Annotated in this window: 12 protein-coding genes and 2 pseudogenes; 4 read left to right on the top strand and 10 right to left on the bottom strand. The window is 42.1% G+C overall.

From position 1 onward, the window contains the following. Positions 1-4: 4 nt before the first annotated feature. The 4 genes from PV763_RS04790 to PV763_RS04775 all read right to left on the bottom strand — a co-directional run bounded on the left by PV763_RS04790 (position 5) and on the right by PV763_RS04775 (position 4,090). The gene (locus PV763_RS04790) at positions 5-1,234 is read right to left on the bottom strand and encodes an MFS transporter (RefSeq protein WP_420937445.1); all 1,230 of its coding nucleotides are present in this window, start codon (positions 1,232-1,234) and stop codon (positions 5-7) included. 264 nt (positions 1,235-1,498) lie between these two features. Further along, positions 1,499-1,948: a hypothetical protein gene (locus PV763_RS04785; protein ID WP_257223372.1), complete on the bottom strand. Its 450-nt coding sequence runs from the start codon at positions 1,946-1,948 to the stop codon at positions 1,499-1,501. 213 nt (positions 1,949-2,161) lie between these two features. After that, on the bottom strand, positions 2,162-2,539 hold the full coding sequence (locus tag PV763_RS04780) for a hypothetical protein (protein WP_420937456.1): 378 nt from the start codon (positions 2,537-2,539) through the stop codon (positions 2,162-2,164). A 141-nt stretch (positions 2,540-2,680) separates the two neighbouring features. Further along, complete coding sequence (locus PV763_RS04775; RefSeq protein WP_004644999.1) at positions 2,681-4,090, bottom strand: FAD-binding oxidoreductase; 1,410 nt, start codon at positions 4,088-4,090, stop codon at positions 2,681-2,683. Between the two features lie 354 nt (positions 4,091-4,444). On the opposite strand from PV763_RS04775, the gene serA reads away from it, so the two are divergent. Both serA and PV763_RS04765 read left to right on the top strand, forming a co-directional pair. Next, complete coding sequence (serA, locus tag PV763_RS04770) at positions 4,445-5,677, top strand: phosphoglycerate dehydrogenase (protein WP_174894164.1); 1,233 nt, start codon at positions 4,445-4,447, stop codon at positions 5,675-5,677. A 124-nt stretch (positions 5,678-5,801) separates the two neighbouring features. Then, positions 5,802-6,668 (top strand): EamA family transporter, encoded by an 867-nt coding sequence (locus PV763_RS04765; RefSeq protein WP_336018031.1) that lies wholly within the window; start codon positions 5,802-5,804, stop codon positions 6,666-6,668. Between the two features lie 53 nt (positions 6,669-6,721). On the opposite strand, the gene PV763_RS04760 is transcribed toward PV763_RS04765, so the two are convergent. Continuing rightward, on the bottom strand, positions 6,722-7,855 hold the full coding sequence (locus PV763_RS04760; protein WP_336018029.1) for a hypothetical protein: 1,134 nt from the start codon (positions 7,853-7,855) through the stop codon (positions 6,722-6,724). A 364-nt stretch (positions 7,856-8,219) separates the two neighbouring features. Here PV763_RS04760 and PV763_RS04755 point away from each other — a divergent pair, with 364 nt between their 5' ends. Beyond that, positions 8,220-9,098: an EamA family transporter gene (locus PV763_RS04755; protein WP_005101268.1), complete on the top strand. Its 879-nt coding sequence runs from the start codon at positions 8,220-8,222 to the stop codon at positions 9,096-9,098. Positions 9,099-9,250: 152 nt separating this feature from the next. Here the strand turns inward: PV763_RS04755 and PV763_RS04750 are convergent, their stop codons facing one another. The 5 genes and pseudogenes from PV763_RS04750 to truB form a co-directional block, all read right to left on the bottom strand. Then, positions 9,251-9,718, bottom strand: coding sequence for a hemerythrin domain-containing protein (locus tag PV763_RS04750; protein WP_004732380.1), 468 nt, complete (start codon positions 9,716-9,718; stop codon positions 9,251-9,253). A 134-nt stretch (positions 9,719-9,852) separates the two neighbouring features. After that, positions 9,853-10,269, bottom strand: a pseudogene (locus PV763_RS04745) (sulfite exporter TauE/SafE family protein); the annotation flags it as partial. Positions 10,270-10,330: 61 nt separating this feature from the next. Further along, a complete protein-coding gene (locus tag PV763_RS04740; protein ID WP_336018026.1) occupies positions 10,331-11,635 on the bottom strand; it encodes an RNA-guided endonuclease InsQ/TnpB family protein in 1,305 nt (434 codons plus the stop codon). 134 nt (positions 11,636-11,769) lie between these two features. Beyond that, positions 11,770-12,118: pseudogene (locus PV763_RS04735) on the bottom strand (TSUP family transporter); the annotation flags it as partial. A gap of 12 nt (positions 12,119-12,130) precedes the next feature. Then, positions 12,131-13,036: a tRNA pseudouridine(55) synthase TruB gene (gene truB / locus PV763_RS04730; RefSeq protein ID WP_086044417.1), complete on the bottom strand. Its 906-nt coding sequence runs from the start codon at positions 13,034-13,036 to the stop codon at positions 12,131-12,133. A gap of 181 nt (positions 13,037-13,217) precedes the next feature. On the opposite strand from truB, the gene PV763_RS04725 reads away from it, so the two are divergent. Next, on the top strand, positions 13,218-14,246 hold the full coding sequence (locus tag PV763_RS04725) for a lipase secretion chaperone (protein ID WP_420937444.1): 1,029 nt from the start codon (positions 13,218-13,220) through the stop codon (positions 14,244-14,246). Positions 14,247-14,572 lie beyond the last annotated feature (326 nt).

Here is a 14,572-nt window from a genome sequence, read left to right as displayed (position 1 = left end):
GGAATCAAAACTCCCCACGCTCCTGTCTTTCCAGCATTAACTGTTTGAGTTGCATGCGTGGCAAAGTAAACCACAGTGCAATCAGAATCAAAGAGGCAACACAATAGGCCCAAATATCATAGGCTTCATATGCCATTCGTACTGCTTCAATCACTACAAAAAAGCTGAGCATCAGGATAATAGAAACCGTCGCGGCCACCGTGCCTTTGGACACTTCAGAAGACATCAGTGCAAAACGGTACAGTACCGAAAAACTTACACCCTCACCGAGACTGATACAGGTGGTACCGATAATCAGGCAATGGACAAAATACTCTGGAATCAATAAGCCCAACATCAATAAACCTGCACCTAACAGCATCAGTGGCAGACCCAATAATACGGTTTTACCCAGCGGCATTTTATCGATAATTTTCAGCAAAATCAGATTACCTGCAATCAGGCCACCCAAGACCGGAAACTGCGCCAGACCATATTGCACACTACTGAATCCAAATTGCTCGACCAGAATCACCGGTGACAAGGCAATCCATAACATCAAGGGCAGACTCACCAAAGGCAAGGCTACAGTCATGATCACAAAGCGTTTATTTTTTAGAACCTGTTTAAAGTCATCCAGAATATAGCTGACCGGTTGTCTGGGAATACTGACTTTCAGGTTTGGCATTTTGGCTTTCAGGCCAAACCAGCTCAGAAATGAAAGAAATGCAATCCCGATAAAGCCCCAATGCCAGGAGATATGATCAATCATAAAGGCACCCAGCACTGGTCCTAGCAAGGGTGCCAGCAAAGACACATTGGCCATCAGTGCCATGACTTTGATGGCATCACGTTCTTCAAAGCTTTCCTGAATGGCGGCATAACCTACAGCAGTAATAAAGGACAGGCCAAAGCCCTGTAAAAAGCGCAGGAATAAGAAACTTTCGATATTGGGTGTCAATAAAATGGCCAGACAACTGAGGGTAAAAAATGCCACACCGCCGAGCAGTACCGTTTTACGTCCGAGACGATCGGACAATGGCCCCAAGATCGCTGCGACAAATGCCCCGCCCAACAGGAAAAAGGACATGGAGGATGGTGCCCATGAACTACTCACGCCAAAATCACGGGTAATCGCCAGCATGGCCGGCTGAATCAGGTCATTACAGATATAGACTGAGAATTCAAATAGGACCAGTGCCAGCGGGAACATGAGTGTGGCACGGGTCAGTTTTTGGGTTTGGATTTTTTGCATGGGAGTTTTTATTGTCAGTCTGCCCGTTTTAACAGACTGAACTTTGTCTAAAATAGAAAGAAGAAATTTTAGCAGAGTCCTGTTTTTAAGTCCGTTCTCTTTTTTAATGACCTAATCAAAATATTATTTTTGCTTTTAGCGACTTGAAACCAAATTATCTAATTCATAAAAATTATTGAAAAGCCGTGAAATGAAAAGTACTTATAATCATTACAAATCAAGGGAGGATACATTATTCATCTATATTCTAATAATTTATAAAAATCAAATAGACTCTACTGAATTCCACTCTTGAAACCATTTTTCTTTTCTAACATTTTCAAAATGAAGAATTTGTTCTACCAAGTCTATAATTAGTTGATCAATATCTTTTGCTATTGAATATCCTAGCGTTATTTTTGAAATACTCCCACTTTTTAATTGGTCACTACAGTCTAATCTAGAGGAATGATAGTTAGCCCTATCCATGATAAATTGATCAATATAATTAACATGTCCTTCTGTTGAAAAATGATCTTGAGGAAAAAATCTTACTAAGCTTAGCCAACAGAATCTTAAAAACCAGATTAAGTCTTCATTACCTTTCATCATATTAAGAGTGATTCCGCTATCCCAATTGATATGACAGTTTAAATACACTTCTCTTTTCAAATTAGGTAAAGAAAAAATAAAATTTTGATCTGCCTCTAGTTCACTATCTTTCTCACGATACAATAATTTTTCTCGTAGGATTTTTTCTGATTTTCTTTTATCCTAGTTGGTATAAAACCTATTTAGATAGAATAATAAGAGTGAAGCTAAACATCCTCCAATTACGCCAATTGTAGCGGCTAATATATTTGAGTCCATTAACTCCCCCTTCCCAAAACAAAAAAGCGCATCCTTAGATACGCTTTTAATCAAAATCTGTCTAAAGATCAAACACTATTATGGACAGACTGCTTTCTGGAAAGCCTTGGTATTTGAACCTCGTGCACAACGATACAGTTTCTCGGTATTTTGCAGCATCCAGCTGTTATCTTCCCGTTTAAAATAATAAATGGTCTGTACTGAGCGTACCGAATCATCCATTAACCCAGTTTCAGTGACTTTGACCTGTCCAATCGTGGGCGACTCTATCTTGTCAAAGAACTGGCGCAATTCAACTGTTGCCAGTTCCTTGCGTAAATCCGTTCTTAATTGTAAAACCTGTTCCAAAGGCGTGTCCGAAGACGACTGTACCTTTGCAATGACCTGTTGAGCAGTTGCACAGCCTGAACCCAATATACCAAAAGCGAGAGTTGCGACTGCCAATATCCGGAACATATTATTTAACCCTTTATCATCATTCTTATTCCAACCCATCATGCCGAGCTTCTTACTACAAAACCATTTAGACTCTGTAACTGTATTTACACAGCAATAAAAAAGCGCACCTTTCGATGCGCTTTTTTCAATTCCGACCGATTAAAGATCGAAAAGTTTACCCGGATTCATGATGCCATTTGGATCAAACACTTTTTTCAGAGCTTTCATATATTCGATTTCTTCCGCAGAACGCGAATATTCAAGATATGGCTTCTTGGTCATGCCCACACCATGTTCCGCAGAAATTGAACCGTCATATTTTTTCACGGTATCAAAGACATACTTGTTCACCACCTGACATTTGGCAAAGAATTCATCTTTAGACAAATCAGCAGGTTTTAAGATATTTAAGTGCAAGTTACCGTCACCGATATGACCGAACCAGCAGATTTCAAAGTCTGGGTAATTCGTCGATACAATCGCATCAATTTCTTTAATGAATGCAGGAACGTGCGTGATCAGAACGGAAATGTCATTTTTGTATGGAATAAATGGCGCGATAGATTCAGAAATATCTTCACGTAAACGCCATAAACTTTCTACCTGATCCAGGCTTTGGCTCATTACGCCGTCCAGCACCCAACCTTGTTCCATGCAATGCTCGAAGATTTCCATCGCCTTGTCCATAATCGGCTCAAACGGCGCTTCAAACTCAAGCAATACATAGAATGGGCATTCAGTTTCAAATGGACGTTGCACGTGACCATGGGCCAAGACTTTCTGCATCGCCAGTTCACCAAAGAACTCAAATGCAGTCAGGTCAATTTTCGCCTGGAAGGCATGCAATAACGGCATGATCGCATCAAAGTCAGGTACACCCAGTACCATCACTTGCAGGTCTTGCGGTTGACGTTCAAGCTTGATTTCCGCTTCCGTCACCAGACCCAGCGTGCCTTCACCACCAATAAATAAATGTTGTAGCGCATAACCGGTTGCATTCTTGATCATACCTTTGTTCAGACGCAATACATCGCCCTTACCCGTCACAACGGTCAGGCCAAGTACCCAGTTACGGGTCATGCCGTATTTAATCACTTTGATGCCGCCAGCATTGGTGCCGATGTTACCGCCAATTTGCGATGAACCTGCCGAAGCAAAGTCAACTGGGTAATACATGCCCTGCTCTTCAGCATAGTTCTGTAACTGTTCAGTCACCACACCTGCCTGTACGCGCACCATACGATCTGCCGGGAAAAACTCCAGAATCTGGTTCATCTTGTCCATGCTGACCACGATCTCGCCATTGGCTGCGACTGCACCTGCAGAAAGACCGGTACGACCACCCGATGGAGTCACTGCAACATTAAATTGGTTCGCCAGTTTTACGATGTCTTGAACTTGCTCAGTTGACGACGGAAAAACGACGACTGACGGGTTTGGATCAAAGTGCTTCGTATGATCGCGACCCCAATTCTGGAGACTGTCCGTATCGGTTTTAATACGGTTTTCACCCACAATTGCAGTCAATTGGGTCAATAACTCAGGGGTTAAAGCGACTGGAGCATTCATCGTTTGCAGACCTAGCATGATTTAAACAAGAGAGACTTCGCTGGTTCATTTGCACATTTTTTATGCATAAAAACATGGATACAAATCAGGCGAAACATGGTTATTAAAGCACCGGATCACGCTGCTTTAAAAGCATGGCGCAATATTATAAGCTATTTTTTGGTGTTTCCCGCGAAAAATGACAATTTTGATAATATACCTTTGAAAATGCAGATTTAAATCAAACACCATGATCATTATTATCAATATATCTTGCCAGAATAGCTGATGTGAGCGTCATTAAGGAAATGTATAACCGCCCCATTCCTGTGCTATCATACCGCGACTAAATTTGGCCTTTGTAGCGGAGCCGTAATGAGCCAACATCTTTCTCTACCTAAAGATAAAATCCGTTTTCTATTGCTAGAAGGCGTTCACCAGAACGCAATCGATACATTGAATGCAGCTGGATATACCAACATTGACTATCGCAAAACAGCGCTTGAGGGTGAAGCACTGAAAGAAGCGATTAAAGATGCACACTTTGTCGGTATTCGTTCCCGTACTCAATTGACTGAAGAGGTATTTGAAGCCGCGAACAAACTGATTGCAGTAGGCTGCTTCTGTATCGGTACCAATCAGGTCAATCTTGATGCTGCAATGCGTCGCGGTATTCCGGTATTTAATGCACCATATTCAAATACACGTTCAGTTGCTGAACTGGTATTGGCAGAAACTATTCTTCTTCTGCGCCGTGTACCTGAAAAATCAACAGATACACATGCAGGTGGCTGGAATAAATCGGCTGTCGGTTCATTCGAAACACGTGGTAAAACTTTAGGTATCGTAGGTTACGGTTCAATTGGTTCACAACTTTCTGTACTTGCTGAAAGCATGGGTATGAAAGTGATCTATTTCGATACAGTGACTAAATTGCCTTTAGGTAATGCACGTCAAGTCGGTAGCTTGGGCGAACTTTTGGCAAATGCCGATGTGGTTTCTCTACACGTTCCTGATGTTCCGTCTACACGTAACTTCATGACCAAAGATCAGTTCGCGCAAATGAAAGAAGGTTCAATCTTCATCAACGCGGCACGTGGTACCTGTGTCGTGATCGAAGACCTGGCAGATGCGATCAAATCTGGTCATATTGCTGGTGCTGCGGTTGACGTATTCCCGAAAGAACCTAAAGCGAACGGTGAAGAATTTGTTTCTCCACTGCGTAACCTGCCAAACGTGATCCTGACTCCGCACGTGGGTGGTTCGACCATGGAAGCGCAAGCGAACATCGGTCTGGAAGTCGCTGAGAAATTTGTAGCTTATTCTGACAAAGGTATGACTTTATCTGCGGTGAATTTCCCAGAAATCGCATTGCCATTGACTGAAGGCAAACACCGTTTACTGCACATCCATCAAAATATTCCGGGCGTGTTGTCTAAAATCAACAACCTGTTTGCTGAACAAGGCATCAACATCTCTGGTCAGTCACTGATGACTAAAGGTGATGTCGGTTACCTGGTAATGGATGTCGATGCTGCTGCATCTCATGAAGCACTCGATATGCTTTCGAATGTTGAAGGTACAATCCGCGCACGCGTATTGTTCTAATTCAATATAGTAGAAAAACCACAGCTCTCGGGCTGTGGTTTTTTGTTTTTTAAGGTTTTTATTTTAAAACTTTTTCAGCTTATGCTGCTCTTCCGTTATTCGAGCAATCGAAACCTATTTAGTCATGCTGAATTTTAAAATTGCACCCATCGTGCAAGCGCCGCTGATTTTGCTGATCGCCATGATCAGTATGCAAAGCAGTGGTTCCTTTGCCAAATATCTGTTCGGTCAGTTTCCGATCCTGACTGTTTCCGCAATGCGTCTGCTTTTGGGCGCTGTGATTTTGGCACTGATTTTTAAAATTTGGCAAATCCATTTCAGACAGATCAAATGGCCAGCCATTATCAGTTACGGCCTTGCTCTGGCCGGCATGAACCTCTTGTTTTACCTGTCGATTAATCGCCTGGCACTGGGGATTGCTGTCTCTTTTGAATTCATTGGCCCCTTAAGTGTCGCCCTGTTTTATGCACGGCAAAAATTTGACTTTGTCTGGGTCGGACTGGCGATTTTAGGGCTGGTTCTGCTGTTCCCTTTTGATCAAGCTGCCCAGCCGCTTGACCCGATTGGGATGGCATTCGCCTTGGGTGCAGGTGCCTGCTGGGCCTTATATATCGTTGCCGGCCAAAGACCTTCAGGCGTTTCTGGCAATCATACTGTCTGCTTAGGCATGTTTGTCGGCATGCTGGTACTGATGCCGATCGCACTCTTTGCAGGCATGCCGGCACATACTTTTGAACCGATGAGTTTGTTGTATTTTGTGGCTTTGGCAGTACTGGCTAGTGCACTGCCTTTCACTCTAGAAATGATCGCACTGCGTAATTTAAGCGCACTGAGTTTCGGTACCTTGATGAGTTTGGAACCCGCCATTGCCGCACTCTCAGGCCTATTTTTTCTGGGTGAAACCTTGTTGTGGACACAGTGGCTGGCATTGGCCACGATTATCAGTGCTTCGGTAGGCTGTACGGTGACGACCCAAAGACAAAAATCTTGAATAAAAATAAAGGCGCTAGAGCGCCTTTATTTAAGATCACTTATTTTCAAATTTTAACGTGGTGTTGCGTCTTTAATCGCAGTATTTAATACAGTCGCTGCTGTCGCATTATAGCCATCACATCCAGAGGCAAGCTGATCATACATATATTCTGTCCATTTGATCATTAAAGAAGTTACACCTTCTTGTTTATTCAAGTCATCCAAGGCAGCCTGTCTTGATTGAGCAATATAGTCGTCGTGATCAATATGTTCCCCATGTTCCGAGAAATCAACTGAATAAATTCCGCCTTGATATTCGATCGCACCGAAATATTTGTAATATTGCATAGCATCGTCTTTATATTCTGCCTTTTTATATTTCAAGTTAGCCATCGTGTCATCTAGAATCGTTTTTGCCATTTCTTGGACAGACTGCTGTGCCTGCCATTCAGCAAGTGTGCTAAAGCCAGTTTTTACTTCCGGATCAAATTCAATATATTCTTCTTCAGGATGTTCAGCCAGAAGACGGAAACATTTAGATCCATTTGGGAATTTGCGGGCCTTCTGCAAATCGACAAAATTGGTTGCAAACTCATTATAGTATTTACGCTCAGCTGTCGTATTATCACTGTTAAAGAACACTCTGGTCGCGGGATCATCATACATTTTCACCACAGCAATATTGGTACGTTCAGTTAATGCTTTACCAGACAGGTCATACCACGCTATGTGTCGATGATTGCTGATATTGTTCTCAGGTATCGTCACAGGACGACTTTTAAATTGAGTCGTCGTATTTTCTAATATTTTTTCCAGCTTATAACCTAATGCTGTACGGGTGCGATCTGCAGGGAACACCCCTTTTGTTGTGACATAAGTTGAGAAGACCATATCTTCTTCAAGATCGTATTCAGTATCAACAGCGCTGTTATTATCCGCATATAATATGCCGTCAGTAATTTTATTTTTATGACTGGCTAATAGAAGTTTTTGCGATTCCATCTCTGATCCATCAATATTCGGTAAGTTGAATTGATAGTTATAGAATTCAGAAATGGTGTCTGATGCTCCATCACCCGGGGTTCCAGGATTGGTCGGTGCCGGTTGACTAGTGACTGGTTCATTATTATCAGAACTATCGGAGCCACCACCACATGCTGCCAGCATGCAGCTGAAAATGGCGCAAGAAAGTATTCTTAATTTCATTATTATCTACCTTAATTATTTGATATTGTTATTTTAATTCTGTCCAGAAACACGGGATCCAAGGTGTTTTCATTGTTATTTTAAAGCTAACCCGAATCACGGGGTCTAAGATATTTTAATAAATATAAAAACAAGATCAATTTAAAAATTGATTAATTTGTAACCGCAATTACATAGAAGATTAACTTTGAATTTAAAATCTTTAGGTATTTGATCGGACCAAAACTTAACTTGATTGAATCAAAATTTAAGTTCGCCTCGGCAAAATATTTCCTTGCCCTACTCATTAAAAATTAACCAGTTTGCTATAATTTCATTTCCTCCTATTTCTCATTTTCACCCGCTCTGGGTAGAAGCTGCTTCCATGCCAAACGCCCAACTCCTTGCTGTATTGTTCATGGTCTTATCCATGACCTCCTACCAGATTAGTGCATCTTTTGCCAAACAGCTGTTTAGTGTGCTGGATCCGATTACTGTGACCATTTTAAGGCTGTGCTTTGCAGCAATTATTGTTGGGGTAATGTTCCGTTCCTGGAAAATTATTTCCCGTTTGCCTTTTTTGAAATGGCGGGATTTGCTCTGCTATAGCGCCGCTTTAGGGGTCATGAATATTTTATTCTACCTGTCCCTCGGAAGATTACCGCAGGGAATTGCGGTAGGACTGGAATTTATTGGTCCGCTCGGCCTAGCCCTCATTTCGATTAAACATCGTAGTGACTATATTTGGGTATTAATGGCCATTTTAGGCATCGCACTGATGGTGCCATGGGGACAGGCCAATAGCAGTAATTTCGACCTGCTCGGCGCCGCCTGTGCTTTAGGTGCGGGTTTATGCTGGGCACTGTATATTTTCTTTGGGCAACGTGTGGTTCAGCAAAATATCGGTATGCATGCACTGACTATTGCGATTAGCATTTCAGCCCTGTGTCTGCTTCCGATTGGGCTCTATAACAATGCGCCCGCATTGATTGATACGCAACATTGGGGTAAAGCCGTTGTCATTGCGGTTCTGGCCACAGCGATTCCCTATGCGCTGGACTTAAAAGCTTTGCAGCATTTAAACAAGACCAGCTATGGCACCCTCTCCAGCCTGTCACCAGCTTTGGCAGCACTGACCGGTTTTATGCTATTGGGGGAGAAAATTACGTATCTTCAGACGGTAGCATTAGTCTGTATCATGCTGGCCTCTGTCGGTGTGACCGTACGTGCCGCCCGTCAAGGATCGGCAGAAAAGAATGCCTAAAAGGCTTATTGGAATTTGAATAACTAATTAAATATCCTATCCATTCTGTGTTTTTACTTGCTTTGAAAGCAAAATATAGAAGGTAGGTAAATTGGCATAAAAAAGATGGCACTACAGCCATCTTTTTTATTTATTCGACTTGAATTTAAAGCTTAGCTTTGTACCAGCATATCTTTTTTCATGTCTTTATAATGCTGGTATTCATTCTTGTACTGCACTGCTAAAGCGGTCTTTTGCTCTTCTCCCAGAATTTTACCAGCTTGCTGAAAGAAACCATGTTCCTCTTCTTTTAAGTGATGATGCACCTTTTCGGAAAGTTTTTTGGCCATGGCAATCCAGCCCGGATTACTCAATTCAGTTGCAGTTAATTCCTCAATCATTTCGTCCATTTCATGATGTTCGGCCAAGGCATGGCGGGTAATATTCAGGCCTGAATCGGTCATCATCAAGGGGATATAAAAATAACGGTCTTCCGCAGCCTCATGGGCAAATAATTCATTTTTGAGTTGCTTGAACAGCTCGCGGCGTTCTGCTGTATCCCCGGAAGTCTGTAATAGTTTTTCTGCAAGATCACGCTGAATCTCATGACTCTCTCTTAATGCTTCAAAAATAGTCGTCATTCCGATATTTCTCCGATTGTTTTATTTTTAATATCATTGATTCTAGAAGATTTTCAGAACAGGTTCAGACACAGTTTATAAAGTGATTTGTTAAGAAACTTTAATATCGAGAATGATTTACATCGGGTTTATATCTAAAAAAACATCTGGTATGCCATCCGGCAAATCAGCAGACTGACCAGAATCAGGAATAAAATCCGGATAAAGCCACTGCCATATTTAAATGCCAAACGCACCCCGACCAAGGAACCACAAATATTGGCTACCGCCATCATTGTCCCGACCATAAACAGCACATTGCCACTAGGAATAAAAAAGCTTAAGGCGGCCAGGTTGGTAGTGAAATTGGCAATTTTCGATAAGGCCGATGCATGCAGGAAGTCGACGCTCAAATAGCGAATAAAAAAGAAAATAAAGAAACTACCGGTGCCCGGACCAAAGATACCATCATAAAAGCCTATCGCCAGACTGCCCAAAGCGGCCAGAATCAGCATTTTCCGATTCAGTTTTTGTTCGGTATGCACCTGGCCGAACTGTTTTTTCATCAAGGTTTGACATACTCCCCTCACTTTCATTTTACCTCAAGTGGGGGGATTCTAAAAGCAAAAGCTCTTAGGTGACTTCCTCACGGATTTCACTTGCTTTCTGCTTCACAGGGCGACCTTTACCGCATCGACCCTCCACAGACAAAACGGCATGTCCTGCCGCTAAAATGTTGCGAGAAGCGTTAATATCCGCATTCTCGCTAAAGCCACATTCAACACACTCAAATTTAGATTGAGTTTGTCTATTCTCTTTCGCTACATGACCGCATGAGCTACAAGTTAGACTTGTATATCTAGGGTCAACTTTAACGAGTAAACCACCTCGCCATTGTTGCTTATACTCCAATATTTTGACAAGCATTGACCAACCTTGATCAAGAATTGATTTGTTCAAGCCTGACTTGGCTTTCACATTCTTTCCTTTGTTCTCGATTGTACCTTTTGCTGACTTCGACATATTGGCTACTTTTAAGTCCTCAACTACGATCATTGCGTGGTTTTTGCTGAGAGTTGTAGTGACTTTATGCAAGTAGTCATGCCGAATATTGGCAATATGATGGTGTAGTTTATTGATCTTTAAATTGAGCTTTTTCCAATTTTGGCTGAACTTGGTTTTCTTCTTCAACTTGCGTTGAAGCCTAGCTAATTTAACTTGATTAGCTTTAAAACTATTGATCGGGTCGAACACCTGACCACTAGATGTTGTAATTAATTTTTTAACACCTAGATCAACACCAATGGCTGATTTGGATGGGTGAATCGGTGCATCTATTGTGCTTTCAACACCGAAAGAGATATACCACTTTCCAACATGCTTTGAGATTGTGACATTCTTGATTTCACCAAGAATCTCTTGTGATTTTCTGAATTTCACAACGCCAATGTCATTAGGCAACTTAACCTGATTACCTTTAACCCAACAATATCTGCCAAATTGAACAATGCGAATTGAATCATAACCATCAGATTTCTTTTTAAATCGTGGCATGAGTGGTCTAAGCTGAATTTCACTGCCATCGGTCAACTTAAAGAATCTTGGTTTTTTAGGCTTAAATGGTTTTTGCTTTAACTTGGCTTGTTCTTTTTTATCAAAAAATTTAGCCCAAGCATCACCAAGATCACGGACTTTTTGTTGGAGTGAAACACCATTAGAGCTTTTTTCTAAAAAAGCACATTCAGGTTTTTTGCGTAATTCAGGAATTTTATTGACTAAATTAACTTTGTTGATTCGCTCATTTTTAGCAAGCATCTCAAATGATACAGCTAAAATTTGATTCCAAACAAAACGTGCAGAGCCAAGCAACTTGTTTAAAACAAGCTCTTGTTCCGCATTAGGCTCAAGCCTAAATTTGTACGCTTTGTTGATCTTCATTTCGCCTTAAATCTATTTAGATACAGAAACTTAATGTAAATTATTCTATCATATTGCACTAAAAAAACACCAAAAAAAAGTCGTGAAATTCACCTCCACCCTAATGTTGGGTGGAGTCCTCTTTCACACTAAAGATAGATGGCGATCACGATCAACATGACCAGCACAAAAGGCTTAAGAATCTCGACTGGAATTAGCGTAACGCTGGCTGCACCAATAAAAGAGCTGACAAAACTACACAGTGCAATCACGCCCAAGAGCAGCCAAGGCAGTTTCACCTGACACAGATAGGAAAATGCCGCAGAAGCTGTGCCACAAATGGAAGCGAATTTATTGGTACCAAAGACCGTAGCAGGGCTGTAGATGCGGTAAACTCCCCATAATTGCCGGAATCTGGATCAGACCACCACCGCCTACGGCAGCATCAATCGCCCCTGCAAAAAATGCAAAGACAACCAGACTGATGATGATCTCAATTTCCATATATTGACTCGATTAGAGGTTCAGGACGCGTTTGGGCACCAGACGTTTTTTGTCGGTGATTTCTGCCAGCCCCAGACATTTCTCACCATCAAAAACCAGCACCTGTTCAGCTGCTTCATGTTCGATATTGCTTTCCATGCCGCGGCTAAAATATTCTGCACGACTTTCGGGTACCTGCACTTTTGGAAAATGATCAACCGGTGCATAGGCCGGCAATAACAGTGCATCACGCTCTGCTTCGCTCAGGCTTTCCAGATATTCAATGGTATAACTTGGAATCAAATCAAAATGGCCGGTTTTGATGCGGTGCAGATAAGTCAGATGGCCATAAGTTCCCAGCGCTTTGGCAATATCTTCACCTAAAACCCGGATATAAGTGCCTTTAGAACAGGTAATATCCAGCGTGATACTGTTCTCCGTAAAGGACAAAAACTCAATCGCTAAAATCGTAATTGGACGCGCTTCACGTTCAATCTCGATACCTTTGCGCGCCAGTTCGTATAAAGGACGGCCTTCTTTTTTCAAGGCAGAATACATCGGCGGCACTTGCTGGATATCCCCGATAAACTGTGCCAATGTGTCCTGAATCAAGGCTTCCGAGAGTTCAGGAACCGCTTTTTCCAGAAGCACCTCACCTTCGACATCGCCCGTGGTGGTACTATGCCCCAAAAATACGGTCGTCTGATAACGCTTGACCGAATCTAATAAATAATGCGAAAACTTGGTCGCCTCCCCCAAACACACGGGCAATAAACCGGATGCCAGCGGATCCAGCGCACCGGTATGGCCGGCTTTTTGTGCACGGTACAACCAGCGGACTCTTTGCAATGCGGCATTAGAGCTGATACCCAAAGGCTTATTAAGCAGGAAGACACCACTAAGATGACGACGCTGAATTTTAGGAGATGATGCTTTCATGGCAAAAAATCAGACATTTTATAAATTGGCGTCATGGTAAAACCCTGCGAGAGGATTTACAACTTTTCTATAGTCTCTAATGATTTTTATGGCATATTGAGCCGGCTTGAACATCTAAAAGCTTTTAAAAAGCTTAAACCTCTAAAAATAATGAAATAACGAGAAAATAGGTGCATAGGATATGCAGAAATATAAAATATGGATCATTCTGGCTTTGCTGGTGCTGTGCATACTCACGCTGATCTTATGGCTGTCTCCAAAAGAAAATACCCAGTCGGATACCGGGACAAAAACGCCTTTAACTGAAACTCAGGTAGAGCAAACCGCACTCTTGGTCAATGATCCTGCCAATGCGGCCTTCCCCAGTGCCAGCCAGCAAGATACCGAAATTAATTGTCAGATGCAGTTAGATGCCAGCAATCGTCTGATCGTGAATGAACAGACCCGCAACTGTTTTGAATATTTTATTACCCAGTTTGGTGAAAAAAATCTGCAGCAGATCCAGCAGGATTTTAAAGCCTATATTCGCCAGAATCATAAGGAACCAGCACTCTCGCAAATTCTGGATTTATGGGATCGTTATATCCAGTACCGTCAGGATTTGGGCCAGCTCACTGCACCGGCCGGGCTGAATCAGGAAGATCCTGCCTATTACCGCAGTATCTATAACAGTACCCAGAATTTGCGCCAGCAGTACTTTTCCAAGTATGAAATTGAAGGCTTGTTTGGCACAGAAGATGCCTATCATGAATATACCTTGGACCGGATGAGCGTACTGGCAGACAAAGGCTTAACGGAAATTGAAAAAGCCCAAAAGCTCAAAGCACTGTTTCAACAGCTCCCACAGGACTGGCAGGAAAATCTGGAACAACTGAATAAACTGGAAGATCTGCGCAAACTCACCGCTGATATTAAGGCCCGTGGTGGTTCCAGCGATGAAATCCGTCAGATGCGGATTAATCTGGTCGGCCCTGAAGCGACACAACGTCTGGAACAACTGGATGTACAACGCAGCGACTGGAAAAACCGGGTGACTGGCTATTTAGATGAACGGGATCAGATTAACCAATCCAGCATGTCCGATACTGCCAAACAGCAAGCCATTGCCCAACTTCGCAGCAAACATTTTAATACACCGCAAGAACAGCTGCGGGTAGAAACCTTTGAACAGGTTCATGATCAGGGAGCCAAGCTGCCCTTTGCTGACTAAGCCTAAAAGCCATCACCTGTTGATGGCTTTTTTATAAATGCCCTTTTGATAACTTTATATTTTTTCTCAAAATGATCTTTTATAGTTGTTTCCAAATATTTCGCATTTACACAAAATAACTTAGAAAAATTTCAATTATTTCAAAGACTTTTTATTTAAATACATCTGTTAATAAAACATATATTTACAATGTAAATCCCTCCTGTCCTGCATGTCCCCAAATGACATGGTTTTAGACCTCTGAAGTGAAAAAATACCGTTTCTTCAAAAGAAAAATTGCTTAGCCACTGAAGGCCAGAACTATATTTTCATCGTCTGATTTGTGG

It is taken from the genome of Acinetobacter sp. AS5 (assembly GCF_048957595.1).
Taxonomy (GTDB): domain Bacteria; phylum Pseudomonadota; class Gammaproteobacteria; order Pseudomonadales; family Moraxellaceae; genus Acinetobacter.
This window is presented reverse-complemented; position numbering and strand designations above follow the sequence as displayed.